A 25,795-nucleotide genomic window follows, 5' to 3' on the forward strand; every position below is an offset into this window, starting at 1 on the left:
TCGGCTCACGTGGTCACCAACCTGCTCGGAGAGGTGATGCTGCGGGAGCAGCGGCGTCGCCGTGAACTGGTCTCCACCGAAGCGGTGCTCCTGCGCAACGGCACGATCCCGCGGCTGCGCTACAGCAATTGCTCCAACCACCTCGGGGTCGACGTCGTGGCCGTGACCTCCGGTGGCCGTGTTGTGCTGACCCTTCAGGGGGACAAGAACGATACGAACCAGGGCATGCTGGCCGCCTCGGGCAGCGGTTCCATGGACTGGAAGGATCTGCGGCGCTGCCCGGATCTCCTGCGGCTGGTCAAGAGCACCATGCTGCGCGAGATGTCGGAGGAACTCGGCCTGCGCAGCCGGGACGCGGTCGGCTTCGGTGATGTCCGGGTCCTGCGGTACGTCCGTGTCACCAACTGGGGCGGCAAACCGCAGTTCTGCGGCGTCGCGCGCCTCGGCGACGTGAGCGAGGAGGTGCGGGGCATCGAACGCCGCTACCACCGCGACCACTTCAGCATCGACTTCGATCCGGAGGGCGGCCCCCTCGCGTTCGCGAGGACGGTGCGAGGCTACGTGGACGAGCACGCCAAGCGTGTCTCCTTCCCCCTGTACGAGACCCTCGACGTGCTCTGCGGCTGGCTGGAGCGGGACGCGGACGCCTGGCCCTGGCTGATGCGGAGGTGACGGTGGCCGGCTCCCTCAGCGCCGAGGCACGCGAAGGTGCGGCGAGGGGCCGGTACACCGGAGTCGCGGCCCGCCCGCGCCCGTTGGTTCCGGCCCCCCCCGGCCTAGCTCCGCCCCGCCCGCCGTCGCTCTCCAGGTTCCTCGCCGCGCTTGTCCACGACGGCGCGTTCCAGCACCGCGCTGGTGTCGGAGACCGTCCCCGCCCGGGCGCGCTCGGTGTCCCGGGTGAAGACGGTGCGTACGCCGAGGTATTCGAGCGTGCCGGGGTCGAAGATCCACTCGGTGCGGGTGCCGTGCCGGGTGTCCTCGCGGGCGATGGCGATGCCGTGCCGGCCGACGGCGTCCACCGCGTCCGCCACCTCGGTCACACCGGGGATCCGGGCGGTGGCCCGGTAGAAGGCGGCAGCGGTCGCGGACGGCATGATCTGCTCACCGATGAGATCGCCGATCCGCCCGAAGACCTCCTGGTCCCTGTCCTCCCCCCGCTCGGCGGGAGTGTCGGCGTAGAGCAGCTTGAGCAGCGCCCCGGGATCGGTGGGCAGCGAGGCGAGCCAGGCGTAGGTGGGCCGGTCGAACCCGGCCGGTACCGCGGCGTCCTCCGGATCCGTACCGTCGGGCACGCCGACCTCGATCGGCCAGTCCTGCCCGTACTCACGGATCAACCCGACGTCGGTCACGGGCCCCTGCCGCTGCGAGAACCACACCTGCCGCTCGTGCATCTTCCCGAGCTCGACGGGCCCGTCGAAGACACCCTCGTTCCCGGCACTCCTGCTGCGCACGTACACGAACTGGCCGTCGCCCACGGGTTCTACGTCCGTGCGCAGCGCGACGGCGGCGATACGGTCGAGGGTCACGACGGCGCCACGGCTCCCGCCCGCCGTGCCGCTCGCACCGGACCGGGCCCCCGCCGTACCCCCGTCGTCCCGTCCCGCCCCGGTCCCGACGGTGAGCCCGGCGGCCAGAGCGAGGACGACGGCGGCGGCGACGGATCCGGCGACGAGAACGGGCCGCGCAAGCCGCGGTCGAGGCCGCACCGGCACCCCGGCCTCGCCTCTCCGCTGATCGCGCTTCTCCTGGTCGCGGTCGATGAGCTGCATCAGAACGTCCTTGTGATGAGAGCGACGCCCGGGAGGCAGCACCTGCTCGACGGAACCGGACGGCAACAGCCTTGCCAGTTCCTTGAGTTCCGCGCGCTCCTCCTGCTCGGCCCCGGGGGGAACGGCGTTCATCGGGCTTCCTCCTGAATGGGCAGGACCGCGAACGCGGCCTCACTCTCTACCTCTCCGCGACGCGAACGGGGTTCCGTGCGTCCTTCCGTGCGTCCGTCCGTACGTCCGGCCGCATGTCCGTCCGCACCGCTGTGCGCATGTCCGTCCGTACGGCTGTGCGCACGTCCGTCCGTACGGCTGTCCCTAGGTCCGTCCGTACGGCTGTCCCTAGGTCCGTCCGAACGTCCGTCGGCACGACCGTCCGTGCGTCCTTCCGTGAGCCCTTCGGCACGAGTCCCCGTACGCCCGCGCCCGGACTGCCGCGTCTCCCGCTCGACGGTCTCCCGAAGCCGGGCCCGCGCCCGCGACAACCGCGACCGCACGGTCCCCACCGGCACGCCGAGCGCCTCGGCGGCCTGCGCGTAGTCGAGCCCGCCCCACACGCACAGGGCGATGACCTCCCGCTCGTGCCGCCGCAACCGCCCGAGCACCCGCCGCACTTCGGCGAGCCGGCGGGTGTCGTCGATCCGCCCGACGACGTCCTCGGCGAAGTCCTCGACGGCATCCTCGGCCCTGGGCCCGCTCTCGGCCCGCCGGGCGAGGAAGGCGAGCCGCCGCCGAAGACTCCGGTCGGCGTTGCGCGCCTTGTTGGTGGCGATCCCGAACAACCAGGGCCGCAACGACCCGCCCCCGACCTCCACGGCCCCGCGCCCCCGCCAGGCGGCGAGGAACGTCTCCGACATGACCTCCTCCGCGACGGACCAGTCACCGGTCAGCCGCAGCGCATGGTGGTACACGGCCGTCGCGTACGACTCGTAGAGCTCGGCGAACGCCGCCCGCTCCCCGCCCCGCACCCGCGCCCGCAGCCGTCCGTCGTCGTCATCACCGTCATCGTGGGAACTCACACCTCTACCTCTCCGGGTGGAGACAGACGGTTCCAGTGGCGTAGATCACTTTCCTTCGGAGGTGGGGGGCCTACCAGGGCAGGGTCCCCGCCGCGTCGAGATACCCGCCGGTCGGGCCGTCGGGCCCCACCTGCGCCATCCGGACGACGATCTCAGCACCCTCCTCGACGCTCTGGACACCGGTGTTCCCGTTGAGGTCGGTCCTGGTGAAGCCGGGTTCGACCGCGTTGATCCGCATGCCCGGGAACGCCTTCGCGTACTGCACGGTGATCATGTTGACCGCCGTCTTCGAGGCCGGGTAGGCGACGCCCGGATAGCCGTACGCCGGCGTGCTCGCGTCGGTGACCCGGCTCAGGGACGCCAGTCCGCTGCTGACGTTGACGATGACGGGCGCGGGGGAGCGCCGCAGCAACGGCAGGAAGGCGTGGGTGACCCGCACCATGCCGAAGACGTTCGTCTCGAACACCTCCCGCATGTGCTCGGCGGTGACGTCCGCGGCCCCGACGATGCCGTTGTCGGCGCCCCGGCTCTCGATGCCCGCGTTGTTGATCAGCACATCCAGGCCGCCGTCGGCCTCGATGGCCTTGACCGCCGCCTCGACGGAGTCGTCGTCGGTGACGTCCAGCCGGACCCACCGCGCGCCCAGCCGCTCGGCGGCCCGTCGTCCGCGCTCGGCGTCCCGGCTGCCGACGTAGACGATGTGCCCCGCGCCGACGAGCCGCCGAGCGGTCTCGTACCCGAGCCCTTTGTTGCCCCCGGTGACGAGCGTCGTCGTGGCCACCGCGTCAGCCGTGCCCGTGCCCGCGTCGGTGTCCGTGTCGGTACTCGCGTGGTTCGTGTTGTTCGCGTGCTTCGTGTTCGCTGTCATGCCCCCAGGCTCCGACCGGGGGCGGGGGACAGCCAGGAGTCCTGCCTTCCTGGGACTGCCGGTACCAGGAAGACCCGGCCGGGGCGATGCACAGTGGAGGCATGGCGAGCACGGAGTTCGGGCGTACGGTACGACGGTGGCGGGACCGGGTCGCTCCCGAGGCGGCGGGCCTGCCCTCGGGCGGCCACCGGCGCGCCCCCGGCCTGCGCCGCGAGGAACTGGCGATGCTGGCGGGCATCTCGGTCGACTACGTCACCCGCCTCGAACAGGGCCGGGCGGAGAACCCGTCGGAGCAGGTCGTCGAGGCCCTCGGGCGGGCCCTGCGTGTCGCCCCGGCCGAGCGCGAGCACCTGTTCCACCTCGCCGGTCTCGTACCGCCCGGCCGGGGCACGGTACCGGCGTACATCGCACCGAGCGTCCACCGGATGCTGGACCGTCTGACCGGCACCCCGGTGGCGGTCTCGGACGCCTCCTGGACGCTCCTCCTCACCAACCCGCTCTACACGGCCCTCATGGGCGAACGGCACGGCCGCGAGCGCAACGGCGCCTGGCGCGCGTTCCTCGGCCCGAACGACCGCGTCCGCCACACACCGGAGTCCCGCAGGGCCCTGGAGGCCGCGGTGGCCGCCGACCTGCGCACGGCGGCGGGCCGCTACCCCGCGGACCGGCGTCTGCGTCAGCTCATCGCGGACCTGCGGACGAACAGCGCCCGCTTCGCCGAACTCTGGGACTCCGGAGCCGTCGGCCACCACGAGGCCTCCCGCAAGACGATCGACCACCCCCAGGTGGGCCCCCTCACCCTGGACTGCGACGTCCTCACCGTCGCCGGCACCGACCTCCGCATCATGATCTACACCGCCGAACCGGGCACGGAGGACGCGCAACGCCTGGACCTCCTGGCGGTACTGGGCCCGCAGCCGGTCATCACGCCGTCCTGACGGTCCCGGCGGTAGGGTCGGCCCACATGACAGCAGAGTCACCGACGCAGACTGTGCGACGCCTGTTCCCGCTGCTGGCCGAGGGGAAGAGCGCGGAGGCGGCGGCGCTGTTCGCCGACTCGGTGTCGTTCTCCGTCCCGCACCCGCCGGGCATCCCGTGGGTACCGGAGGTCGACTCGGCGGACGGCATGCGGACGTTCTTCGAACTGCTCCGATCCCATGTGCGGACCAAGGAGTTCGACCTCCGCCAGATCATCGCCGAGGACGACGACGTCGTCCTCATCGGCCGCATGCTCTCCGAGGTCAGGAAGACGGGCCGGGACATCGACACCGCGTTCGCCCTGCACACCACGGTCCAGCACGGCCGAATCACCCGCTACCACCTCTACGAGGACACCTACGCGGTCGCCAGGGCCTGCTCCGACGAGTGACCGCCCGCCGGGCGGACACCTTCGCCGTCCGTCGACCGCCCGTGACACGCGACCGTTCGCCGTCCGTCGACCGGCCGTGACACGCGACCGTTCGCCCTTCCTCTGACGGTCGTGACACGCGACCCGAGATCCGGGGCTCGTGCCCCCGGCCACTCGCCGGATCAGCTCTCGGCGCCGCGCCGCACGGCACGGACGAAGGAGACCCAGGCCCCGCTCCCCACGGTGATCGCGGGCCCTCCCGCCCTCTTCGAGTCACGGACCAGCGCGCCCTCATCGGTCAGTGCGCACTCGACGCACTCGCCTCCCGCCCCATTGCTGTACGACGACGTGAACCACGCCGGACGGCTCGTCCTGATACCGGTCGCTGCCATGCTCACGTCGCATATCCCTTCAAGACCGTCTCGATCAACTGCGCCGAACGCTGAGGGCTCAGAGCCGCGGCGCGCAACCCGTCGAACGCTCGGGCGTACTCACGGACATGATGCTCGCCTTCCAAGTAGACGGCATCGGTGATTCCGTCGCGGTAGACGATGTCGGGGTCCTCCGGCGCGGGGAAACCGAGCATGGTGAACGAGCCGGTGACCGGATAGGTGCCGGAGTCGAAGGGGAGGACCTGAAGGGTGACGGCGGGCAACCGGGCCACGTCGAGGACGTGTTCGACCTGCTCGCGCATCAGCGCACGATCCCCGATGACATTGCGCAGCGCACCCTCGTTCACGATGAACCAGGAGTCGGGAGCGTCCGGCCGCCGCAGCATGCCCTGACGTTCCGTCCGAACCCGTACGGCCCGGTCGATGTCCTCGGGGGACATGTGCCCACTGGTCCTGTGCAGCTCGCAGATGTACGCCTGGGTCTGCATGAGGCCGGGCAACAACTCGCACTGGTACTGCCGGAAGGACGAGGCGTCCTGCTCCAGACCGATGTAGATGTTGAACCACTCCGGCACACCTGAACCGTGGACCTGCCACCAGCCACGCACCTTGGCCTGCCGGGCCAACGACTTGAGGAACTCGCGCAGTTCGTCGCTGGTGCCGTAGAACCGGCAGAGAGCGTCGATGTCCGACGGCTGTACCCGGCCGCTGCCCGTCTCCATGCGGTTGACCTTGGAACCACTCCAGTCGAGGCCCGCGCCCACCTGGGCGCAGGTGAGCGTCGACTGTTCCCGGAGCTTTTTCAGCTCGATCGAGAGGCGGCGACGGCGTGCCGTCGGCGATCCGGCCATTTCAACCCCGTTTTGGATAGCGGACGTTCAGTCTCACGCCAATAGGCACGCTTGCCAATCACTCGGAAGTGGGATTCTCGCCGTGCACATTGCACGAAGGGATGCGCAGACCGCACTCTGAGGCGACGCGACTCACCGTGATCCCCCATGACGCTCCGTGCCCCATCGCGTCTTTCCGGGGGTGTCACCTGCGACGAAAGGGCCCCTCATGGGTCAGCACGCGTGCATGACGCGCAAACCGTGGGACCTCACCTTCACGGCCGAGCCGACGGAGGTGGCCGCCCTGCGCCGGATCATGCGGCTGCATCTGGGCATCTGGGGCCTGCAAGAAGTCGTCGACGACGCCCAGCTCTGCGTGAGCGAACTGGTGTCCAACGTCATCAATCACGTCGGCCCCGGGACCCCGGCCACGCTCGCGGTCTCCATGAACGGCGTCCACCTGCGCATCGAGGTCCACGACCCCGACACACGGGCGCTGCCCACCCTCCTCGCCGCGACCTCCGAAGCGGAGTCCGGCCGAGGCATGACCCTCGTGAACGCGGTCGCCGAAAGGTGGGGCGTCCAGCTGCACGCCACCCGAAAGGTGACGTGGTGTGAGCTGGCGACCGGCTTGAGCGCAGCAGATGCGTTGCCTGTGACATGGCGCCGCCCACAGGCGCAAACGGCTGAGGCTGACGCCGTAAACGAATTGCCGTGATGCCTCACCCGGCTGCGATGGCGGAGTACGTCCAGACGTCGGCCGGCATGGGCTCCTTCAGCCGCCAGGTGATGGCCATCGGCTTGCTGCCTGAATGGTCCACGTATTCAGCAGGGCCCAGCAGCATCCAGGGCTGGGCACCGCCGATGTCCGTGTTCTTGTATCGGCGTACGAACAGCAGCACGTGGCTGCCACCCACAGTGTGATGTTGATAGCGCAGGCCGGTAGGAGAAGCCGCTGATGTCTGGTTCTGGGATTCCCAGTGGAAGAGTGTCTCGCTCAGAGCGTAGTCGTGGTAGCGAGTCTGTGGTGAGAAGTCCTTCTCGTCTTTATCCAGAGTGATCAGTAGAGCGTCAGTCTTGATCGACTCGCACCACTTCACCCCCTCGCGGAAGTCTCCCGGCATGAAGCCGCCGACGAATGACTGCCCCAGTGCAGGAAGGATCTCCTCGCGCGTATAGGAAGCGTGCACGGTCAGGGGGATACCCGTTGGGCCGCCCACTACCTGGAGCGGGATCGGTACGTGCTCGGTGTGGGCAAGGTTGTACGCCAGAACCTGCCGCAGCTCGCTACACACCGCTGGTTGCTGGCGCAGTGTCGCGAACCCGGCGTCATAGTGTGCGAAACCCTTCCGGGTCACGCCGCCGAGCGGCCACAGCTGGAAGAAGAGCATGCGAGCGTAGGCCTGCCCTTGCTCATCGAGCTCGCTGTAGGAGGGCGCCTCGTCCTCCAGCATGCGGCTGTATGCCGCCACCCTTAGCGGGTCATCGACGTGGAGGAAGGAGGAAACGCGCTTGAGGAGGGCTGCCTCGCCTTCGGGTGCTTCGCCCTTGAGTAGACCCGCGCGGCGGAGTAGCCCCGTCCAGGAGTTGCCGTTGCCTCGGTAGAGCTCCTTGAGTTCACGGCCGCTCTCTTCCAGATAGCGGCTCAGAGCTGGCTCGGCGTAGTCGGCGACTTCGCGTGCCAGGGCTGTGACATTGACGCCGATCTGCTCCTTGATATTGGCGATGATGGTTTTCTTCGCCTTCTCCTCAAGGATGATCTGGCAGCCGGACGGTAGCTGAGGAAAGTTTTGCTCGATGTTGTCAAGAAGGCGTTTGCGGGTCAGATTTGTCAGTGCGCGGAACTGATTCTCGAAGCGGAATTCCTTGCGGTGTTGCCCGATGAAGTCGAGCACGGTAAGTACGGCCTTGTCCTCAGTGCGACGGAGTCCACGGCCAAGCTGCTGAAGGAAGACGGTGGCGCTGGAGGTGGGGCGCAGCAGGAGCAACGTATCTACGTCAGGGATGTCGAGCCCCTCGTTGAGGAGGTCGACCGAGAAGATTACTTGGAGGGCCCCCGACCGGAGATCGGCGAGAGCCTGCTTGCGCTCCTCGACGGGCGTCTCGCCGGAGAGTGCGACGGCGTTGAGGCCGGCTGTGCGGAAGGCCTCCGCCATGAAGTGGGCGTGCAGCACTGACACGCAGAACCCCAGAGCCCGCATGGTGCTCGGCTCCGTGGCCTTCTCCATGACAGCTTTAATGATCAGCTCTGCGCGCCGTACATCACTCGACAGCTTGTTGCTCAGCGCACTGGAGTCGTACGTCCCACGCTTCCACTCCACTGTGCTGAGGTCGGTGTTGTCGCTAATCCCGAAGTAGTGGAACGGGCTGAGGAGGTCATTCTCGAGCGCCTCCCACAATCGCATCTCTGCGGCGATACGCCCCTCGAAGAACTCGTCCTGAATGTTCTTGCCGTCCATGCGCTCCGGTGTCGCGGTGAGACCGAGCAGCTCCAATGGCTCGAAGTGATCGAGGATCTTCCGGTATGTCGGCGAGGTCCCGTGATGGAACTCATCGATCACGATGACATCGAAGTGATCAGGGGCGAGCCGATCGAGAGCCCGCGCGTTCAATGACTGCACACTGGCAAACACATGATTCCAACGCTCCGGAAGCTCACCGCTATGGAAGGACTCGCCAAAGTTTGGATCCACCAGGACGTCCTGGTAAGTGCGCAGGGATTGCTGGAGAATCTCTTTGCGGTGAGCGACGAACAAAAGACGCAGATCACGGCCACCGTGCTTCTTGCGGAGCTGCTTGTAGTCGAGCGCAGCCATCACTGTCTTGCCCGTACCAGTAGCTGCTACGAGCAGATTCCGATGCCTGTCGTGCACCTTACGCTCGACCTCTAGCCGTTCCAACATGTCGCGCTGGTGCGGATACGGTCGTACTTCGAGGCCGGACAGCGTGATCTTGCGGTCGGCAAGAACGGTCGAAGATGTGCCACCTGCGATCGCCAAGGCCTCTTGGAGACGCCCCCCGTCAGATTGAGGGTCGTACGACTCGAAAGACGGATCACTCCAGTAGGCCGCAAAGGTGGCCTTGAACTTGCGCAGCACGTCGGGTGTGGCGATAGAAGACAGCCGAACATTCCACTCCAGACCATCAAGCAGTGCTGCCTTCGACAGGTTGGAGCTTCCCACATAAGCCGTGTCGTAGCCGCTCTTGCGGCGGAACAGCCAGGCCTTCGCATGCAGTCGCGTCGATCGAGTCTCGTAGTTGACCTTGACTTCGGCGTTGAAGTCCTCCACCAATCGATCTAGAGCGCGTCGCTCGGTTGCGCCGATGTAGGTGGTCGTGATGACTCGTATCGGCACGTTGCGTTCGTGTGCGGCCCTCAGCGATTGCTCGAGGATGCGCAAGCCATGCCACTTGACGAAGGCGCAGAGCAGGTCAACCCGGTCGGCGGTAGCGAGTTCGGCCCGCAATTCGAAGCCGAGGCTTGGATCCTCAGGGGAGTTGGTGATGAGCGCGGTGTCGGAGAGGGGGATGCCTGGTCTCACCGCGAAGACTCCCGGTGCCTCCTGCTGGGTGAGCGCGAGGAGTTGTCGCGGGCCGTCGGCTACAAGGTCTACCCACTCCTGTGCGCCTTCCAGCGTGCTGATGGACTCCAGGATGTGGTTCGCGGCGTGGACGCGCTCCTCGACCGGAAGGCTCTGGAGGACGCGTTGAACGGTCCCCGCTACATGTCTAGCCAAGATGTGAGGTACCGACTCTGGCCCCACCGTTCCACTCACGGGGTGCCATCCGAGGCTGGCGAGTTCCTTCAGCTGCTGCTCGAAGCGCAGCGTGATGAGCTGTTCGTACAGTCCACCGGTGGGGGCAGGCGTGTTGCGATGGCTCTGAGACATGGGCGTCTACCCCCGGTTGCGCATGCTGATGGCGATGAAGACGTTGTATCAGGAGGCACTGACATGGCCGCGATCGGTCAGATCTGATCCTGATCGCAAGGAGAGGCGGCTTATTGAGAGGAGACGTTGATCGGGTCAGGCTAGTTTTTGCCTGTGTATTTACGTGACTTGCTCATACGCCTAGCGACGACCTACGACTCCAAGCTCGGTACCACCAACAAAGTGCCTGCCCAGGTCCTCCTTCGGGAGGTGAAGGACTTGCCTGACCTCCCGCTGCCATTCGACTTCGTAGCCTCAGGACACGGTGGTCAAGGCACGGCAGCCAGCACTCCGTGGATCGGTGTGTTCGATCCGGAGATCAACAGGGAGCCCCAACAGGGGTTGTACCTCGCCTACATCTTCGACGCGCAGCTCACCTCTGTGACGCTCACATTGCAGCAAGGGGTAACCAAGCTCTCCGACCAGTACACGCCCGCCGAGTTGCGGGGGGAGTTGCAGAGTCGGGTGAAGCACCTTCGGGCCGGAATGCAGCCGGAGTTGGTTAGACAGTGGAGCTATGTACCCGTCTTCGGTGCGAAGCAGGATCGGCCCCGCGCGTATGAAGCAGGGAGCGTGGTAGCTCGTCGCTATGAGATCGCAAGCCTGCCAGCCGAGAAGGTCCTAGCCGAAGACCTTCAGGTCGCGGCGCTGCTACTCCGGGATGCTGCGGCCAGCCAGCGCATCTGGCTCCAGACGCCGGAGCCGAACGAGCCCTTCGTGTACGTAAATGAGGGCCATGGGCCTGTGGGTGACCCTTTGGACGGCTTCCATCCCAACGACAGCAGCGACTACTACGTGCACATCAAGGGCGGTCGGCACCGGCGCGAACGCTGGCACGAAGAGCTCATCAAGGACTTCGGCCTTCACGTGGTCACGCGCGGGTACACACCGATCACCCAAGGCATGTACCCGAGAGACCTGGTCTTACGTCGTCCTGCTGCTAAGGAGCAGCGAGCGTGGTTGGTGGAGGGCAAGGTCGTGAAAAAGGGCAACGCGACTAAGGCCGTCCGCGAGGCTGTGGGACAACTGCTGGAGTACAGCTACTACTGGCACGAGAAGCTCGGCGAGCCGAAGCCTCACCTCATCGCTCTCTTCACTGAAGACATTGGGCAGTATGCGCAATACCTCGAGGATCATGGCATTGCCTCGATCTGGCGCACCGGCGATGAGGATTGGGCTGGCTCGCCCTTGGCCGCTTCCTGGGATCTCACAGCGGCGTCGTGAGACCCACACGGGGGCAAGGGCGGCTCGGAGGATTCACCGCTGCCCCCGAGTGCTACGCCGCCCCGTGGCACGCCTGGTACTGCGCCCCCGACCCGCACCAGCAAGCTGCCCCCCGTTCCGGGGGCCAGCTCACTGCTCGGCCTCGGGCTGCCAGGGTTGTCGCGTACTGGGGGAGGAGGTCCGTGTCGGCCGGGGACGTGCCCTCCGAGGCCGCGAAGGCCTCGTAGGACGGGACCGTGCCGGTGACGATGCCGAGGTTGGCCGTGCCGGAGGCGGACAGTTCGGTGAGGGAGGCCTCTATGCCGGCCAGGTGCTCGCCGTGGGAGGGGTACTCCTCCGACAGGGAGGGGTAGGCGGCGATCAGTTCCGCCAGTTCGTCGGCCGGCCAGTGGAGGACGGCCACCGGGAACGGACGGGACAGCTCCTCCCGGTACGCGCCCAGCTCGGCGCGCAGGCGGGAGATCTCCGCCTCCAGCTCCGCCGGGTTGTCCGAGCCGAGGGACCAGACACGCTTGGGGTCGTGGAGTTCGTCCAGCGAGACGGGCAGCGAGTGGAGGGTGTCGGCCAGCAGGTCCCACTCGTCGTGGGCGGCGCCGAGCATCCGGCGTACCCGGTGGCGGCCGAAGAGCAGCGGGTGGGCGGCGTGCGGGGGCTCCGGCACGTCCGCCAGGAGGAGGGTCGCCCCCTCCGTGAACGTCTTCTGCGCCGCCTCCAGCTCGTCGTGGGCCTCCAGCGACTCCGCGACGATCACCCAGGGGGCCGGGTCGCGGGGGGCGGCGGCGCGGATGCCGTCGATGATGGCCCGGGCCTCGGCCTCGTGGCCGTACTCCCACAGGTTGGAGGCTTTCAGGGCTCGGACCAGATGGGGGTTGTCCAGCCCACCCGGCGCCGACAGCAGGCGGTCGTAGAGGGTCGTCGCGGCGGGGCGGTCGCCGGCCAGTTCGAGGTGGGCCGCGGCCTGCAACAGCAGGGCCTCCGCGTCCTCGGGGTACAGGCCGGCGGTCCGCTCCAGGCGTGCCGCTTCTGCGGTGTGGTCGACGTTCTCGGCAGGCGTGTCGGGGCGCATGCACGACACCGTACTGCCCGCCGCTGACAAAAAGGAGATAGGTGCAGGCCAGGGGCCGACCCCTGGCGTGCGCCCGCTAGATCGTCACCCCGTCCACCTGGAGGGTCTGCACCGCACCCGCCGCGAACGGCACGCTGATCGACTTTCCGCTCAGGTAGGTGTCCGAGCGGGCCGTGTAGAGGTCGCCCGATCCGCTCGTCACGGTGTTCCAGCGGGGGACCAGACCCGACGAGCCGCCCGTCACGGTGGTGAAGCGGGAGAGGTCGAAGGTCAGGGTCTGGGCCGCGGTGGAGGTGTTCGCGGCCACGATCACCAGCCGCTTCGCCGCCTTGTCGATCGCCGCGGCCGCGTAGCTCACGCCCGTGTCGAGGATCGTCATGCCGGGACGGATGTGCCGGCTGAACTGGGCCATCACGTAGTACTTCGTGGTGACCGCGCCCGCCGCCAGCGTGCTCGCGTCGTAGGCGATCATCGCCCAGTTCGTCGACGGGTCCATGACCTGCCAGTAGACCCACGCCGTGGGGTGCAGCCAGCGGAAGTCGTAGAGCAGGTTGCTCGCCATCGACAGGCCGGTGCCGTCGTTGTCGCCCGTCTCCGAGTTCCACAGCGCCTTCCCGGCCGTGGTCACCACGTCGGTGTAGAGCAGGTCCCGGCGGCCCCCGGACCCCTGGTAGCCGTGCACGTTGACCCGGTTGACGTACCCCTTGGTCGTCGACGAGAAGGAGTTCCACGTGGTGCGGGCGAGGTCGTAGCTCGTCTCGTCCGACGCCGAGATCTTCGTCGCCGTCAGGCCGCGCTTGTCCAACTCGCTCCGCATGTACGGCAGTACGGCCGACTGGACGGCCGCGTCCATATGGCAGCCCTCCTGTGTGCCGGTCGCCGTCCACCAGGACGAGGACGGCTCGTTGAAGGGGTCGACGGTCGCGAAGTTCACGCCCCAGTTCGACTTCGCGTACAGCGCGACCGCCGCCAGGTGGGAGGCGTGCTGGCGGTAGTTCCAGGTCTGGAGGTTGTTGCCGCCGCCCGAGGCGCCGGAGGGGTTGTGGTTCGAACACATCCACCACATGGGGGAGTTGGCGAAGAGTTCGGTCGTCGCGCCGCGCGAGACGGCCTTCTGGAGCATCGCGCGCTGGGTCGCGTCCGCCGTCCAGTCCCAGGCCGAGGACGTGGGGTCCTCGTTGTTCCAGTCCTGCCAGTAGCCCTCGATCTGCTTGAACGCGGGGATGTTGGCGGAGGCCACCATGCTCGAGCCGCTGACCGCGTTCCAGCTGCACGCGCCCAGGTTGTAGCGGGCGATGTTGAGGCCGAGCCCGGGGAGTGTCCTGCCGTTGTAGGACACCGACTTGGTGGTGAAGAAGATGTCGGCGAAGTCGTCCCGGGCGCCGAACACGTTCGCCCACCAGGCGAGGGAGGTGCCCCAGCCCTCCCAGGTCCCGTACGTCGTAGACGGGTTGACGGAAATCGTCGCGTCGGCGTGGGCGGTGCCCGTCGCGAGGGCGCTCCCGAAGAGCGCGCCGCCCGTCGCCGCCAGCAGTGTCCTGCGTCGGATCATGACTTCTCCGCTTCGATCACATGGAGCAACCGGCTCGTCCCGATCGACTCCCGGGTGTCCCCGCCGGCGGCGATCGGGTGCGTGAGCGCACTGGAGGCTCAGTGCGTCACGAAGCATCGGGCGCGTTCCGTGGTGTTGTCGAGAGTTGTGACAGCCCTTTCTCAAACCTGTGGAGAAAGGGCCGGGACGGGGTTCGAGGGGACGAACGGGCGGGGTGGGAACGGGCCGTGTATGTACGGGTCTGGAGACCTTGTCCCCCTCCCCCTATGGTGCCCGGGTGCGGATTCCCCTCGGCGAGCGGAGTTCCTTCGTGCAGCGGATCCCTCTCGTGCAGCACAGCAGCAGGCGGCGGCGCGCCCGGTACCGGCGGGCGCTCTGGAGCGGCGCCGAACTCCTCGTCACCGCAGGGGTGTTGGTGCTGCTCCTGGTCGCGCATCAGCTGTGGTGGACCAACCGGGAGGCGAAGGACGGCGCCGAGCGGAGGGTGGAGGCGCTGGAGCGGGAGTGGGGTACGGGTACGGGTACGGGTGGCGCCGGGGACCTCACCGGGGGCGATGGCGGTGACGCCGGGTCCGTCGGCGGGGGCGGGGGCGACCCCTCGGCGGCCGGGGGCGGTGCCGGGCCTCAGGACGGGAGCAACCCCTCGTCCACCGGCCCGCGTTCCTCCCGGGCCTACGTCGTGCTCGACATCCCCCGGCTCGGTCTGCGGGTCCCCGTCGCCGAGGGCACCAGCAAGCGGGACGTGCTCAACAAGGGGTACGTCGGCCACTACGCCGGTACCCAGCAGCCGGGCCAGGGCGGCAACTTCGCGGTCGCCGGGCACCGCAACACGCACGGCGAGCCCTTCCGCCGTCTCGACCGTCTCAGGAAGGGCGACCGGGTGGAGGTGGAGACCCGGAGCACGACCTACACCTACCTCGTCGACAAGATCCTGCCGCAGACCTCGCCCCGCGACTCGGGCGTCGTCCGGCCCGTGCCCCGCTCCCTCACCGAGCCCGCCTACGGCTACGACACCCCCGGCCGCTACCTCACCCTCACCACCTGCACGCCCGAGTACACCTCCCGGTACCGCCTGGTCGTCTGGGGCAGACTCGTCGCGGCCCGGCCCCGGGGGTAGTCCGCCGCCGCCCGCTCACCCCGTCCGGCAGGGCCCGGGAGACCTACCCCCTTCTCCGTCGGCGCGCCACCGGTCCGCGCCACCGGTCCGCGCCACCGCTCCGCGCCACCGCTCCGCGCCATCGGGCCGCGTCCCCGGTCCACGTCGCCTGTCCATGTCATCGGGCCGCGTCCCCGGTCCACGTCGCCTGTCCATGTCATTGGGCCGCGTCCCCGGTCCGCTTCATCGGGCCGCGCCTACGTCCCTTCCTCCAGGGCCTCCCGGACGGCGGTCAGGACGGCCTCGGTGTCGGCGCCGAGGGCGCGTGCGGAGGCGGTGAAGTCGCGTGCCAGGGTGGCGAGTTGGTCCGGGTCGGGGCGGGCCGGTTCGGACGGGGGCGCCGCCACCCGGGTACCCGCGCCCCGGCGGGTGCGGATCAGCTGGGCGGCCTCCAGCTCGCGGTAGGCGCGGGCCACGGTCCCCGGCGCCAGTCCCAGGTCGGAGGCCAACTGGCGCACGGTCGGCAGGCGCTCGCCCTCGGTCAGCCGGCCGGTGACGATCAGGGCGGCGAGCTGGGCGCGGATCTGCTCGAAGGGCGGCACCTGGCTCGTGGTGTCGACACGGACCGCGGGTTCACTCATCGCCGACGGCCCGGGGGATCACGATGGTGAACAGGCACCAGCCCAGGCTGAACAGGCTCAGCAGGCCCAGCGGGTAGATCACCAGGGCGGTGATGTTGCCCAGCATGCCGGCGCAGGTCGTGCGGGACAGCACCCTGCCGATCATGCCGAGGACGAGCAGCAACTGACTGGAGACCAGCAGTCCCCAGGCCGCGGTGATCGCCCAGGAGCGGTCGTGGCGCCGCTGGTTCTCGCCGGGCCGGTGGGCGATGCGGCGCAGGGCCCAAACACAGGCTGCGGTCCCGAGAGCGAGGGAGGCGAGGATCGGGGTGGCGTAGAAGATGCCGGGCCAGGGGCCGAGGGGTCTGGTCACGCCCCGGCAGGTCACGGTGACGGCCCGGCCCGCCCGGCCCATGGTGTCGGGTGAGGCCACGGCGGCCCCGATCATCAGGAAGGCGACGAGGCACGCCGTCTGGAAGACCAGCAGCGGGGCCATCCTCGGCGGTACGTGGTCGCGGACCCGGCGCGGGGCGAGGCTGGCGGTGCGGACCGCTTCGAGGGGCGCGGGGGTGAGGGAGTCACCGAGCAGCACACCACCGACCGCGCACAGTCCGAACGCGGTGACCGCGCTGAGGAAGGTCATGGCGCCGTCGTCGCTGTCCCGCATCACCAGTTGCTGTGCGACGACGGCGCCGAGGGTCAGTCCCGCCCAGCGGGCGCAGAGGTCGGCGCGGGCGAGCAGTCGCTCAGGTGGAACGGTGTCCAGCATGTCGGGTCCCCCGGTGAGTACTTGTATCAACTGGTGAGTACAAGATGCCCGGGAGGCGGATCTTGTGTCAATCGGTTGATACAAGTACGCGCGCCGGGGAGTTCGCGTAGGCCCGGCCGGTCCGGCGGCCTTCGCCGGTCCGCCGGTCCGCCGCTCCGGCAGCCTCCGCTGATCCCTCTGGTTCCTCTGATCCCGCCGGTCCGGCAGTCCGGCAGTCCCGCTGGTCTGGTGCTGCTGTTCGCGCCGGTCCGGCAGTCCCGCTGGTCCGCGGCACGCCGTCGGTCCCGCGGCTCCCGTCAGTTCCGTTCCCGGGGGCCCGACATGGCCAGGCTCCTCGCCGTGGCGGCCGCTCGTGCCAGGCCGCCCGGAGCGGCCAGTACGCCCACGGCCCCGATCACGGCCAGCCCCGCCGACACGGCCATCGCCACATCCGTCCCCCGGGCGAGCCCGCCGCCGGTCCCGGTGGCGATGGCGATCGTCAGGGCGACACCGGCGCACGAACCGACGTAGCGCAGGGTCTGCTGTGCGCCCGACCCCATCGCCGCTCGCGCCGTCGGTACCGACTCCACCGCCAGCAGGGGCAGCGCCGCGTTCAGCAGGCCGCTGCCGACGCCGGCGGCGACGAGTCCCGGCAGCATCCGGTGCCAGGAGCCCGCGCCCACCGCGCCGAGCAGGCCGAGGACGCCCGCCGCGTGCAGGGCGAAGCCGAGGGCGAGCTGGACCCGGGTCGGGACGCGGCCGGCCAGTCGGCGGGCCTGGAGGGCGACCACGAAGGACAGGCCGGACCAGAGGAGGAACAGCCAGGCGGTGGCCATCGGGGACATGCCCAGCGACTTCTGGAGCACCGTCGGCAGGAAGCTGAACAGGCCGATCACCGCGAGGCCGGTCACCAGCCCGCCGGTGGAGGAGGCCAGGAACGCCGGATTGCGGAGCAGGGACAGGTCGATCATCGGCGTGGCCACTCTGCGCTCGATGACCACGAACAGCGCCAGCAGGGCCACCGATGCCAGGAGCAGCAGCCCCACCGGCGCCCGCAGCCAGCCGTCCCGGCCCAGCGTCAGGGCCGCGATCAGGGCGACGGTCGCCGCGCCGAAAGCCGCCGCGCCGGGCAGGTCGGGGCGGCCGCCGCGCGGTGAGCGGGACTCCGTCAGCACGCGGGTCGCGACGGCACCGACCAGCAGGGTCGCGACGCCGAGCAGGACGTAGACCAGGCGCCAGCCGGGCAGGGCGCCGCTGAGCACCGGGCTCACGGCGATGCCCGCGCTGACGAACGCGCCCCATACGCCGGTGGCGTGCAGCCGCCCGCGCGGGGTGGGGTAGGCGTGCACCAGCAGGCCCAGGCTGCTCGCCAGCAGTGCCGCGCTGGACGCGCCCTGCGCGACCCGGGCCAGGGTGAACTGCCAGGTCGTCGTCGCCAGTGCGCCGAGCAGGGTGGTGAGGGCGAGGGCCAGGGTGCCCGACACGAAGAGCCGGCGGCGGCCGTGGTCGTCGGCCAGGCTGCCGGCGACCAGCAGCGCCGCGGCCAGGCCGAGCGGGGTGCCGTTGAGCAGCCAGGCCTGGGCGGAGGGCGCGGTGTGCAGGGCGGCGGCGGTGTCCACGAGCGTGACGGCGGGCGCGGTGTACGTCATCAGGGCGAGGGCGGTGGCCGCGCTGGTCACGGCGAGGGTGGCACCGGCCCGGACCGGCGACCCCGACGCCGCGGACTCCGTGGGCGCCGCGTGCTCCGTCCCGAGGGTGCGAGCCGGGGCGACCGGGTCGGTAGGGGGGTCAGTTCGTTCAATGAACCTGCTCATGTCTCCGTACGCTAGCACCATAGGTTCGGTCATTGAACCAACCCTCGGCAAATGGTTACAGTGGGCGTCATGGCACTCGGCAAGGACTACGCGACACAGGAGTGCTCGATCGCCCGGGCGCTGGAGGTGGTCGGCGAGCGCTGGACGCTCCTCGTCATCCGAGACGCGCTCTACGGCGTCCGGCGCTACAACGACTTCCTCGTCCACCTCGGCATCCCGCGCGCCGTCCTGGCCGCCCGTCTCCAGGCGCTGACCGCCGAGGGCATCCTCGAGAAGCGCCGCTACCAGGAGTCCCCGCCGCGTGACGAGTACGTCGCCACCGAGCGGGGCGTCGCCCTGTGGCCGACCCTGCGCTCGCTCGGTCTGTGGGGCCGCGAGCACTTCGGCGAGGCCAGGCTGCGGATCTTCCGGCACGCCGAGTGCGGCACCGAACTCGGCCCGTACGGCGAATGTCCCGCCTGCGGAACTGTCGTACCGGTCCCGGACGTCCTCATGGTGCCGGGTCCGGGGCTCGACCCCGATCCGGCGGATCCGGTCAGCCGAGCACTGCTGAAGCCGAGAAGGCTGCTGGAGCCGATCGAGGTCGGTCAGGTATAACCGGTATCGGACAAGACGCAAGACACAAGACGCAAGACACAAGACGCAAGACACAAGACACAAGACACAAGACGCAAGACAGTCGACAAGGCGTCAGACGATCGAGGACCGGCGTCCGGTCGAAAGTCTGCGCCCGGCCGAAAGTCGGCGTCCGGCCGAAAGCCGGGGCCACAGCGAGAGCCGGCATCGGGGCGAAAGGCGCCCCGGCGATAGCCGGCGCCAGGGCGGGAGGGGGGTAGGCGTGAACCGTAGTCGGTTCGTCCCGCGTCCCGCCCTCGTGCTCGTCCTCCTCCTTCTCGATGTGGCGCTCCTCGACGCGGGCAGCCTCTCCGCCGCCGTCGCGCTCGCCGCGACCGCCGCGGCCGGTTCCGCGCTCGCCGTCTGCACCCTCGTCGCCGCCCGCAGCGCCCCCGCCGTCCCGCCCACCCGGGTGCGTACGGCGATCAGGGACCGGGCCCGCCGTACGGCCTTCCTGCCGCAACGCGACCCCGACGCCTCCGGCCGCCCCCGCCCCCGGGCGCCCGGCCACGCCCTCCCGACGACCGTCGCGTAGGGCCGCTCTCCACCGTCACGTGGGTGACCCGCGCGGGTCGTCATGCCGATTCCCGTTTCCCCGGCACGACGAGACCCCCGGAGGGCTCCCCACCCATGTCCGTTTTCGCCAGCCTGGTCGAGCGGCTCGCCGACCTGCTCCACCCGCTGTTCGGCGCCACCGCCGCGGCCGCCGCGATCGTCCTGTTCACCGCACTGGTACGACTCCTCGTGCACCCCTTGTCCCGCGCGGCCGCCCGTGGCCAGAAGGCCCGTACGGCCTTGCAGCCGAGGATCGCCGAGCTGCGCAGGAAGCACGCCCGGAACCCGGAGAAGCTCCAGCGGGCGGTGCTGGAACTGCACGCCGAGGAAAAGGTGTCGCCGCTGTCCGGACTGCTGCCCAGCCTCTGCCAGATACCGGCCTTCTTCCTGCTCTACCACCTCTTCTCCAGCTCCTCGATCGGCGGCGAGGACAACGGCCTGCTCGGGCATCAGCTCTTCGCCGCGCCCCTCGGCGACCGCTGGAGCGACGCGCTGGCCGGGGGCGGGGTGTTCGGCGCGGCCGGACTGGTCTACCTCGCGCTGTTCGCCGTCGTCGCGGCCGTCGCGTCCTTCAACTTCGTCCGGGCGAAGCGGGTGCCGCTGCCCCAGGTCGGCGGCGCCGAGGAGGTGCCCGGGGTCGGGACGATCGCCAAGGTGATGCCGTTCCTGTCCTTCTTCACGCTGGTCACCGTGGCCGTCGTACCGCTGGCCGCCGCGCTGTACGTGATCACCAGCACGACGTGGAGCGCGCTCGAACGTGCGGTCCTCTACCGGTGAGCGGTCCAGTCCGTGAACGGGGGCTTGCGGTGTGAATGGCGAGCTTGGAGGATCGACCAGTCCTCCGATGGCTGCACCCATCGGACGGGTGCCCCGCGATCGAGGGAGATTGTGACCATGAAGCTGCTGCGAGTCGGTACGGCGGGAACGGAGCGGCCCGCGCTGCTCGACCCCGAGGGGACCCTGAGGGACCTCTCCGGGATCGTCCCGGACATCGACGGAGCGCTGCTCGCCGACGACGAGGCGCTCGGCCGGGTGCGGGAGGCCGCCGAGTCCGGCGAACTGCCGGTGCTGGACGCCACCGGACTGCGGATCGGGCCGCCGCTGGCCCGGATCGGCAAGGTCGTCTGCATCGGGCTGAACTACCACGACCACGCCCGCGAGACCGGGGTCGAGCCGCCCGCCGAACCCGTCGTCTTCTTCAAGGCGGCGGACACGGTCGTGGGGCCGTACGACACCGTGCTCGTGCCGCGGCGGTCCCTCAAGACCGACTGGGAGGTGGAGCTGGCCGTCGTCATCGGGCGGACGGCCCGCTACCTGGAGTCGGCGCGGGAAGGGCTCGCGCATGTCGCGGGATACGCCGTCGCGCACGACGTGTCGGAGCGCGAGTTCCAGATCGAGCGGGGCGGGACCTGGGACAAGGGGAAGAACTGCGAGACGTTCAACCCGCTGGGCCCGTGGCTGGTGACGGCCGACGAGGTCGCCGACCCGCAGGACCTCTCCCTGAGGCTCTGGGTCAACGGGGAGCTGAAGCAGGACGGCACCACGGCCGAGCAGATCTTCCCGGTGGGGGAGGTCGTCCGGTACGTCAGCCAGTTCATGACCCTGTACCCGGGGGACGTCATCAACACCGGGACGCCCGCGGGGGTCGCCATGGGTGAGCCGGAGCCCAAGCCGTACCTGCGGGCCGGGGACGTGGTGGAGCTGGAGATCGGCGGACTGGGGCGGCAGCGGCAGGAGTTCAAGAACGCGTGAGCGCTCCGCTGGGGGTGAGGGACTGAGGGCGGTCGACGGATACGGGTGTGCGTCGTCCGTCTCGGGGCGGGTCGTGGCCGGCTGCGGGTGTGCGTTGTCGGCCGAGGGCCGGTTCGTGGCTGGTCGCGCGGTTCCCCGCGCCCCTTCAGGCGCGGTTCCCGCGCCCGTCCGAAGGGGCGCGGGTTGCCGCGCCCCTTCCGTGGGTCTCAGCGCTGGTGCTTTTCCAGGAACTGTTCCAGGGCTTCCACCACGAAGCGGTGGTCCTCCAGTTGGGGGAGGCCCGAGACCGTCACCGCGCCGACGATGCCGACGCCCTCCACGTTGACGGGGAACGAGCCGCCGTGCGCCGCGTACTCGTCGGGGTCCAGCCGGGAGGCGTCCTCGAACGTCGTGCCCTTGGCGCGGAAGCGGGAGCCCACCAGGTAGGAGGAGGCGCCGAAGCGCTCCACCACCCGGCGCTTGCGGGCGATCCAGGCGTCGTTGTCGGGCGCCGAACCGGGCAGCGCCGCGTGGAAGAGCTGCTGGCCGGCGCGGTGGATGTCGACGGCGACCGGCGCCTGGCGCTCGCGCGCCATCTCCACCAGCAGGGAGCCGAGCTCCCACGCGTCGTCGTACGTGAACTGGCGGAAGATCAGCCGTCGTTCCTGGGCCTGGAGCTCCTCCAGGGTCGGGGTGATCTCCGGGGTGAACTTCGGGGTCATCTGGTGGGATCCCATCACAGCGTCACCGCCACCTTGTCTCGTGCCGAACGGCGGGCCGCCTCCAGTACGTCCAGGGCGGCGGCCGCCTCGGCGGCGGTCACCGGGTTGGGGCCGCCGTCGATCAGTGCCCTGGCCACCGCAGCGTAGTAGGCCGGATAGTCGCCGGGGAGGGTCTGTTCGGGTCGTCCGCCGCCGGTCAGCGGGGACTCCCCGGCGCCGACGCGGCCCCACAGCTCCTCGGGCTCGGTGCCCCAGCCGGGGGTGCCGTCGGGCCGTCCGCCGTCCCGCAGGGCCGCCTCCTGCGGATCCAGGCCGTACTTCACATAGCCCGCTTCGGCGCCCAGCACCCGGAAGCGCGGGCCGAGCTGGGAGGTGGTCGCGGAGGCGTAGAGGTGGGAGCGCACGCCGTTCGCGTGCGTCAGCGCGAGGAAGGTGTCGTCGTCGGTCTCCGCGCCCGGCCTGCGGACGTCCGCCTCGGCGTAGACGGAGACCACCGGGCCGAACAGCACCAGCGCCTGGTCGACGAGGTGACTGCCGAGATCGTAGAGCAGACCTCCGATCTCTGCGGGGTCGCCGGACTCCCGCCAGCCGCCCTTCGGCTGCGGCCGCCAGCGTTCGAACCGGGACTCGAAGCGCCATACGTCGCCCAGTTCGCCCTCGTCGAGCAGCTTGCGGAGGGTCAGGAAGTCGTTGTCCCAGCGGCGGTTCTGGAAGACGGAGAGCAGCAGGCCGCGCTCCTCGGCGAGCGCGGCCAGCTCGCGTGCCTCGGCCGCGGTGCCGGCGACCGGCTTGTCGACGACGACCGGCAGGCCGGCCTTCAGCGCGGCGGTCGCGAGCGGGACGTGCGTCTTGTTGGGGGACGCGATGACGACCAGGTCCAGTTCGTCCGCCCGGGCGAGGAGGTCGTCGGGGGTGGCGGCGACGCGTACGTCCGGGAACTCGGCGCGGGCCTGCTCCTGCCGCTCGGGGTTCGAGGTGACCACCGTGTCGAGGACGAGGCCCTCGGTCGCGGCGATCAGCGGGGCGTGGAACACGGAGCCCGCGAGGCCGTAGCCGATCAGACCCACGCGGAGCGGGGTGCCGACCGGGCGGGTGCCGCCGGATCCGGTGCCGGTGTCGAGGCCCGTTGCGGAGCCGGTGTCGTCAGTGGTGCGTCCAGTCATGCCAACCACTTTCGCAACGCTGTTGCCAAAGTGCAAGCGCGAGGGACAATGGCAGGGTGAACAGGACGCACGACGGAGGCGGCACGGCCGATACCCCGGAGCCCGTGCCGGAGCCCGTGAAGGAGTCCGGACAGGAGCCCGCGAGGGAGCCTGCGGTGGGGTCCGGGCCGGAGCCCGCGAGGGAGCCCGGGCCGGAGCCCGCGAGGGAGCCCGGGCCGGAGGCCACCAGGGAGTCCGGGGCGGAGTCCGATATCGAGTCCGGGCCGGAGTTCGGGACGGAGGCCGGGTCGGATCCCTTCGCGGATTCCGGGATGGAGGCCGGGCCGGACCTCTTCGCGGATTCCGCGACGGGGTCCACGTGGGGACTGCCGCCGGGGCATGAGCCGGGTCCGGAGACCGGCCGGGTGTCCGAGCGGCCGGCGGACGCCGTGACGCGCCGGGCCGCGGGCGTGAACCTGCTGGCCCTGCGCAGCCACAACACCGCGCTCGTGCTCGACCTGCTGCGCACCGCCGGGCCCGAGGGCATCAGCCGGCTGGAGCTCGCCGAACGCGCCGGTCTCACCCCGCAGGCGGTCAGCAAGATCACCGCCCGGTTGAGGGAGGAGGGGCTGGCCACGGAAGCCGGCCGTCGCGCGTCCACCGGCGGCAAGCCGCGCACGGTCCTGCGGCTGGTCCCCGAGGCCGGTCACGCGGTCGGCGTCCACCTGGACCGGGACGAGCTGAGGGTGGTGCTGGCCGACCTCGACGGACGGGTGGTGGGCGAACGGCTGGCCCCGCTGTCCCTGGGCTCGGGGGCGGAGGCGGTCCTGGACACCCTGCTCGGCGAGGTGACGGAGGTCCTGTCGGAGGCCCTGGGAGGCGGCGCCGTCTCGGCTCCGCTCGGTGTCGGGGTGGCCCTGCCGGGTCCGCTCGACCACACGCGCGGGGTGCTGCACCGGGTCACGGGCTTCCCCGAGTGGGACGGTTTCCCGTTGCGCGACGTGCTGGCGGCTCGGCTCGGCGTGCCGGTGGTCGTCGACAAGGACACCAACGCCGCCGCGCTCGGCCTCGCCGTCGGCGGCGAACGCGGCTCCTTCGCCTGTCTGTACCTCGGCACCGGCCTCGGCGCCGGTCTGGTGATCGGCGACGCCGTGCACCGGGGCGCCCGCACCGGCGCGGGGGAGTTCGGACACCAGGTCATCCAGCTGGACGGGCCGCTCTGCTCCTGCGGCAACCGCGGTTGCGTCGAGGCGCTGTGCCTGGCGGCCATGGACCGGGGGGACGTGGCCGAGGCGGCGCGGGTGCTCGGCGAGGGCGCCGCGAATTTGGCCGGCCTGCTCGACATCGACGCCGTCCTGCTGGGCGGACGCACCATCACGGCCGCGCCGGAACCCTTCGTCCGCGGGGTCGCCGCCGTCCTCGAGGCCCATGCGCGCCGGGAGGGATCGCGCGAGGGCGCCGTGCCGGTACGTCTCGCCCCCGGCGGGGCACGCGCCGTCGCGGAGGGCGCGGCGCAACTGCTGCTGGGCCCGGTGTTCGGACGGCGGGACGGCTGAGCCGACCGATCGGTGCGGCGTGCGCCGAACGAGGGGACGCGTACGGTCGTCCGGTGTGCCGTTCCCGCCCGGTGCGGGACGTCGTGCAGGCTCACGTGTTCATGCGACTGTGCCCGCCTGTCTCCCTCTGCCTCGCCGTGGCCGCCGCCTTCCTCCCCGCGCCGGCCCATGCGGAAGCCGGCCCGGGTTGTGCCGCTCCCGACGGCGCGGACTTCCCGGTCACCACCCGGCTGCACGGGGGCCCGGCTTCCTACCGGGCCGGGGGTGGTTACGGCGTCTGGTATCTCGACCTCACCAACACCACCCGCCTCACGTGCAACGGGATCCACCCGGTCGTCGTCCTGGTCGACGCGGAACGCGCCCTGAAGCCGTCCCAGGCGCGCCTGGAGTTCTACGCCGACGGAGAACCGCACCCGGTCCGTTTCGAGGCCACCGACGACGACGAACTGGTCGGTGCCTTCACCGAGGGGCCCACGAGTGAGGCCACGGGCGGCCCGACGGGCGGGCCCACGGGCGCGACCGCCGACGGAGCGGACGAAGAGCGGGCCGACGGCGCCGGCGCCTTCCCCGGCTTCAGCGTGGGCCCCGGCCGGACCCTCACCGTCAAGCTGCGTCTCGCCCTCACCTCGGACACCGCGCCCAACGACGTCACCGCCAACGCGGCGGTCGTCCAGCGGCACGGTGACGACGGGGACTGGATCGGACAGTCGAACGACTACCGCTTCGCCGTCGAATCCGGGCCCGGCCCCGGCACCGCTCCCGACCCCGACACGGCCCCCGACCCGGCCGCTCCCACCCACTCCGGCACCGGCGCGAGCGTCGGCGCCACCGGGGCCCCCACCTCGCCCCCCACCGCCACTCCCGCTCCGGACGCCTCCGGCGCGGACACCGGCGGCCGGCTCTCCCTCGCCGACGAGGCCGAGGAACTGGCCCGCACCGGGCTCTCCTCACCCGCCGTTCTCGTCGGCGCCACCGCCTGTCTCCTCGCCGCGGGGGCACTCCTGCTGCTGGCCCGGCGACGCCGTTGAACCGCGGCGGCGTCCCAGCCGGTGGACGTCCGGCCACCGGCCATTCCCCCAAGATCGGGCCTGTGCTTAGGCTGGGGCGCACGCAGCAACCGCGTGCAGGCGCGGCACCGCGAGGAGGCGGAGCACCGCGTACCGGCACGGCAACCGCGTACTCGCGTACGGCAGGGAGATCCC

Annotated in this window: 24 protein-coding genes and 1 pseudogene; 12 read left to right on the plus strand and 13 right to left on the minus strand. The window is 70.3% G+C overall.

The window, feature by feature from the left end:
• Positions 1 to 9 precede the first annotated feature (9 nt).
• Positions 10 to 672, plus strand: coding sequence for a hypothetical protein (locus tag AOQ37_RS27945; protein WP_062648094.1), 663 nt, complete (start codon positions 10 to 12; stop codon positions 670 to 672).
• 104 nt (positions 673 to 776) lie between these two features.
• Here AOQ37_RS27945 and AOQ37_RS27950 read toward each other — a convergent pair whose 3' ends face one another.
• The 3 genes from AOQ37_RS27950 to AOQ37_RS27960 form a co-directional block, all read right to left on the minus strand.
• A complete protein-coding gene (locus AOQ37_RS27950; RefSeq protein ID WP_062648096.1) occupies positions 777 to 1,901 on the minus strand; it encodes a CU044_5270 family protein in 1,125 nt (374 codons plus the stop codon).
• On the minus strand, positions 1,898 to 2,746 hold the full coding sequence (locus AOQ37_RS42185) for an RNA polymerase sigma factor (RefSeq protein WP_062648448.1): 849 nt from the start codon (positions 2,744 to 2,746) through the stop codon (positions 1,898 to 1,900). The genes AOQ37_RS27950 and AOQ37_RS42185 overlap by 4 nt, the downstream gene beginning before the upstream one ends.
• A gap of 109 nt (positions 2,747 to 2,855) precedes the next feature.
• Positions 2,856 to 3,653, minus strand: coding sequence for an SDR family NAD(P)-dependent oxidoreductase (locus AOQ37_RS27960; protein ID WP_234437021.1), 798 nt, complete (start codon positions 3,651 to 3,653; stop codon positions 2,856 to 2,858).
• Between the two features lie 101 nt (positions 3,654 to 3,754).
• Between AOQ37_RS27960 and AOQ37_RS27965 the strand changes: the two genes are divergently transcribed.
• The gene (locus AOQ37_RS27965) at positions 3,755 to 4,591 is read left to right on the plus strand and encodes a helix-turn-helix transcriptional regulator (RefSeq protein ID WP_062648098.1); all 837 of its coding nucleotides are present in this window, start codon (positions 3,755 to 3,757) and stop codon (positions 4,589 to 4,591) included.
• A gap of 26 nt (positions 4,592 to 4,617) precedes the next feature.
• Positions 4,618 to 5,022 carry a nuclear transport factor 2 family protein gene (locus tag AOQ37_RS27970; RefSeq protein WP_062648100.1) on the plus strand — a complete coding sequence of 135 codons (405 nt, stop codon included), beginning with the start codon at positions 4,618 to 4,620 and terminating at the stop codon, positions 5,020 to 5,022.
• Between the two features lie 161 nt (positions 5,023 to 5,183).
• Here the strand turns inward: AOQ37_RS27970 and AOQ37_RS27975 are convergent, their stop codons facing one another.
• Both AOQ37_RS27975 and AOQ37_RS27980 read right to left on the minus strand, forming a co-directional pair.
• Positions 5,184 to 5,393 (minus strand): DUF397 domain-containing protein, encoded by a 210-nt coding sequence (locus AOQ37_RS27975; RefSeq protein ID WP_062648452.1) that lies wholly within the window; start codon positions 5,391 to 5,393, stop codon positions 5,184 to 5,186.
• A gap of 2 nt (positions 5,394 to 5,395) precedes the next feature.
• Positions 5,396 to 6,244 (minus strand): helix-turn-helix domain-containing protein, encoded by an 849-nt coding sequence (locus AOQ37_RS27980; protein WP_062648104.1) that lies wholly within the window; start codon positions 6,242 to 6,244, stop codon positions 5,396 to 5,398.
• A 208-nt stretch (positions 6,245 to 6,452) separates the two neighbouring features.
• On the opposite strand from AOQ37_RS27980, the pseudogene AOQ37_RS27985 reads away from it, so the two are divergent.
• Positions 6,453 to 6,863, plus strand: a pseudogene (locus AOQ37_RS27985) (ATP-binding protein); the annotation flags it as partial.
• A gap of 82 nt (positions 6,864 to 6,945) precedes the next feature.
• On the opposite strand, the gene AOQ37_RS27990 reads toward AOQ37_RS27985, so the two are convergent.
• Positions 6,946 to 10,113: a DEAD/DEAH box helicase gene (locus tag AOQ37_RS27990; RefSeq protein ID WP_062648105.1), complete on the minus strand. Its 3,168-nt coding sequence runs from the start codon at positions 10,111 to 10,113 to the stop codon at positions 6,946 to 6,948.
• Between the two features lie 222 nt (positions 10,114 to 10,335).
• Here AOQ37_RS27990 and AOQ37_RS27995 point away from each other — a divergent pair, with 222 nt between their 5' ends.
• A complete protein-coding gene (locus AOQ37_RS27995) occupies positions 10,336 to 11,376 on the plus strand; it encodes an MrcB family domain-containing protein (RefSeq protein ID WP_159401375.1) in 1,041 nt (346 codons plus the stop codon).
• 52 nt (positions 11,377 to 11,428) lie between these two features.
• Here the strand turns inward: AOQ37_RS27995 and AOQ37_RS28000 are convergent, their stop codons facing one another.
• Positions 11,429 to 12,442: an SEC-C domain-containing protein gene (locus AOQ37_RS28000; protein WP_062648110.1), complete on the minus strand. Its 1,014-nt coding sequence runs from the start codon at positions 12,440 to 12,442 to the stop codon at positions 11,429 to 11,431.
• A 76-nt stretch (positions 12,443 to 12,518) separates the two neighbouring features.
• Positions 12,519 to 13,994, minus strand: a complete 1,476-nt coding sequence (locus AOQ37_RS28005; RefSeq protein ID WP_062648113.1) for a glycoside hydrolase — start codon at positions 13,992 to 13,994, stop codon at positions 12,519 to 12,521.
• Positions 13,995 to 14,271: 277 nt separating this feature from the next.
• Here AOQ37_RS28005 and AOQ37_RS28010 point away from each other — a divergent pair, with 277 nt between their 5' ends.
• The gene (locus tag AOQ37_RS28010) at positions 14,272 to 15,111 is read left to right on the plus strand and encodes a class E sortase (RefSeq protein WP_234437022.1); all 840 of its coding nucleotides are present in this window, start codon (positions 14,272 to 14,274) and stop codon (positions 15,109 to 15,111) included.
• A gap of 236 nt (positions 15,112 to 15,347) precedes the next feature.
• Here AOQ37_RS28010 and AOQ37_RS28015 read toward each other — a convergent pair whose 3' ends face one another.
• The 3 genes from AOQ37_RS28015 to AOQ37_RS28025 form a co-directional block, all read right to left on the minus strand.
• A complete protein-coding gene (locus tag AOQ37_RS28015; protein ID WP_062648115.1) occupies positions 15,348 to 15,731 on the minus strand; it encodes a GntR family transcriptional regulator in 384 nt (127 codons plus the stop codon).
• Positions 15,724 to 16,479 (minus strand): hypothetical protein, encoded by a 756-nt coding sequence (locus AOQ37_RS28020; RefSeq protein WP_062648117.1) that lies wholly within the window; start codon positions 16,477 to 16,479, stop codon positions 15,724 to 15,726. The genes AOQ37_RS28015 and AOQ37_RS28020 overlap by 8 nt, the downstream gene beginning before the upstream one ends.
• Positions 16,480 to 16,775: 296 nt before the next feature.
• Positions 16,776 to 18,272, minus strand: a complete 1,497-nt coding sequence (locus tag AOQ37_RS28025; RefSeq protein WP_234437023.1) for an MFS transporter — start codon at positions 18,270 to 18,272, stop codon at positions 16,776 to 16,778.
• Between the two features lie 69 nt (positions 18,273 to 18,341).
• Here AOQ37_RS28025 and AOQ37_RS28030 point away from each other — a divergent pair, with 69 nt between their 5' ends.
• The 4 genes from AOQ37_RS28030 to AOQ37_RS28045 all read left to right on the plus strand — a co-directional run bounded on the left by AOQ37_RS28030 (position 18,342) and on the right by AOQ37_RS28045 (position 21,194).
• Positions 18,342 to 18,869, plus strand: a complete 528-nt coding sequence (locus tag AOQ37_RS28030) for a winged helix-turn-helix transcriptional regulator (protein ID WP_062648120.1) — start codon at positions 18,342 to 18,344, stop codon at positions 18,867 to 18,869.
• A gap of 241 nt (positions 18,870 to 19,110) precedes the next feature.
• Positions 19,111 to 19,422 (plus strand): DUF6412 domain-containing protein, encoded by a 312-nt coding sequence (locus tag AOQ37_RS28035; protein ID WP_062648121.1) that lies wholly within the window; start codon positions 19,111 to 19,113, stop codon positions 19,420 to 19,422.
• 95 nt (positions 19,423 to 19,517) lie between these two features.
• Positions 19,518 to 20,219 (plus strand): YidC/Oxa1 family membrane protein insertase, encoded by a 702-nt coding sequence (locus AOQ37_RS28040; RefSeq protein ID WP_062648122.1) that lies wholly within the window; start codon positions 19,518 to 19,520, stop codon positions 20,217 to 20,219.
• Between the two features lie 117 nt (positions 20,220 to 20,336).
• Complete coding sequence (locus AOQ37_RS28045) at positions 20,337 to 21,194, plus strand: fumarylacetoacetate hydrolase family protein (RefSeq protein WP_062648124.1); 858 nt, start codon at positions 20,337 to 20,339, stop codon at positions 21,192 to 21,194.
• A gap of 206 nt (positions 21,195 to 21,400) precedes the next feature.
• Here AOQ37_RS28045 and AOQ37_RS28050 read toward each other — a convergent pair whose 3' ends face one another.
• Together AOQ37_RS28050 and AOQ37_RS28055 are read right to left on the minus strand one after the other, a co-directional pair.
• Positions 21,401 to 21,910, minus strand: coding sequence for a heme-degrading domain-containing protein (locus tag AOQ37_RS28050; protein ID WP_062648126.1), 510 nt, complete (start codon positions 21,908 to 21,910; stop codon positions 21,401 to 21,403).
• Positions 21,910 to 23,058, minus strand: a complete 1,149-nt coding sequence (locus AOQ37_RS28055; RefSeq protein ID WP_234437024.1) for a Gfo/Idh/MocA family protein — start codon at positions 23,056 to 23,058, stop codon at positions 21,910 to 21,912. Before AOQ37_RS28055 ends, AOQ37_RS28050 begins: the two co-directional genes overlap by 1 nt.
• A gap of 311 nt (positions 23,059 to 23,369) precedes the next feature.
• Here AOQ37_RS28055 and AOQ37_RS28060 point away from each other — a divergent pair, with 311 nt between their 5' ends.
• Positions 23,370 to 24,593 carry an ROK family transcriptional regulator gene (locus AOQ37_RS28060; protein WP_234437025.1) on the plus strand — a complete coding sequence of 408 codons (1,224 nt, stop codon included), beginning with the start codon at positions 23,370 to 23,372 and terminating at the stop codon, positions 24,591 to 24,593.
• 101 nt (positions 24,594 to 24,694) lie between these two features.
• The gene (locus tag AOQ37_RS28065; protein WP_062648460.1) at positions 24,695 to 25,621 is read left to right on the plus strand and encodes a hypothetical protein; all 927 of its coding nucleotides are present in this window, start codon (positions 24,695 to 24,697) and stop codon (positions 25,619 to 25,621) included.
• The last annotated feature ends 174 nt before the right edge of the window (positions 25,622 to 25,795 follow it).

The organism is Streptomyces maremycinicus, from assembly GCF_001184025.1.
In the GTDB taxonomy this organism is placed as follows: Bacteria; Actinomycetota; Actinomycetes; order Streptomycetales; family Streptomycetaceae; genus Streptomyces; species Streptomyces maremycinicus.

Excerpts from the sequence above, each read along its gene's own strand:
- AOQ37_RS28055 (WP_234437024.1), bottom strand. The coding sequence starts at position 23,058 with ATGACTGGACGCACCACTGACGACACCGGCTCCGCAACGGGCCTCGAC.
- AOQ37_RS27960 (WP_234437021.1), bottom strand. The coding sequence starts at position 3,653 with ATGACAGCGAACACGAAGCACGCGAACAACACGAACCACGCGAGTACC.
- AOQ37_RS28040 (WP_062648122.1), top strand. The coding sequence starts at position 19,518 with ATGTCCGTTTTCGCCAGCCTGGTCGAGCGGCTCGCCGACCTGCTCCAC.
- AOQ37_RS28020 (WP_062648117.1), bottom strand. The coding sequence starts at position 16,479 with ATGCTGGACACCGTTCCACCTGAGCGACTGCTCGCCCGCGCCGACCTC.
- AOQ37_RS27970 (WP_062648100.1), top strand. The coding sequence starts at position 4,618 with ATGACAGCAGAGTCACCGACGCAGACTGTGCGACGCCTGTTCCCGCTG.
- AOQ37_RS28015 (WP_062648115.1), bottom strand. The coding sequence starts at position 15,731 with ATGAGTGAACCCGCGGTCCGTGTCGACACCACGAGCCAGGTGCCGCCC.
- AOQ37_RS28005 (WP_062648113.1), bottom strand. The coding sequence starts at position 13,994 with ATGATCCGACGCAGGACACTGCTGGCGGCGACGGGCGGCGCGCTCTTC.
- AOQ37_RS28000 (WP_062648110.1), bottom strand. The coding sequence starts at position 12,442 with ATGCGCCCCGACACGCCTGCCGAGAACGTCGACCACACCGCAGAAGCG.
- AOQ37_RS27950 (WP_062648096.1), bottom strand. The coding sequence starts at position 1,901 with ATGAACGCCGTTCCCCCCGGGGCCGAGCAGGAGGAGCGCGCGGAACTC.
- AOQ37_RS28045 (WP_062648124.1), top strand. The coding sequence starts at position 20,337 with ATGAAGCTGCTGCGAGTCGGTACGGCGGGAACGGAGCGGCCCGCGCTG.
- AOQ37_RS28065 (WP_062648460.1), top strand. The coding sequence starts at position 24,695 with ATGCGACTGTGCCCGCCTGTCTCCCTCTGCCTCGCCGTGGCCGCCGCC.
- AOQ37_RS28030 (WP_062648120.1), top strand. The coding sequence starts at position 18,342 with ATGGCACTCGGCAAGGACTACGCGACACAGGAGTGCTCGATCGCCCGG.
- AOQ37_RS27980 (WP_062648104.1), bottom strand. The coding sequence starts at position 6,244 with ATGGCCGGATCGCCGACGGCACGCCGTCGCCGCCTCTCGATCGAGCTG.
- AOQ37_RS28050 (WP_062648126.1), bottom strand. The coding sequence starts at position 21,910 with ATGGGATCCCACCAGATGACCCCGAAGTTCACCCCGGAGATCACCCCG.
- AOQ37_RS28060 (WP_234437025.1), top strand. The coding sequence starts at position 23,370 with ATGGAGGCCGGGCCGGACCTCTTCGCGGATTCCGCGACGGGGTCCACG.
- AOQ37_RS27965 (WP_062648098.1), top strand. The coding sequence starts at position 3,755 with ATGGCGAGCACGGAGTTCGGGCGTACGGTACGACGGTGGCGGGACCGG.
- AOQ37_RS27990 (WP_062648105.1), bottom strand. The coding sequence starts at position 10,113 with ATGTCTCAGAGCCATCGCAACACGCCTGCCCCCACCGGTGGACTGTAC.
- AOQ37_RS28025 (WP_234437023.1), bottom strand. The coding sequence starts at position 18,272 with ATGAGCAGGTTCATTGAACGAACTGACCCCCCTACCGACCCGGTCGCC.
- AOQ37_RS27975 (WP_062648452.1), bottom strand. The coding sequence starts at position 5,393 with ATGGCAGCGACCGGTATCAGGACGAGCCGTCCGGCGTGGTTCACGTCG.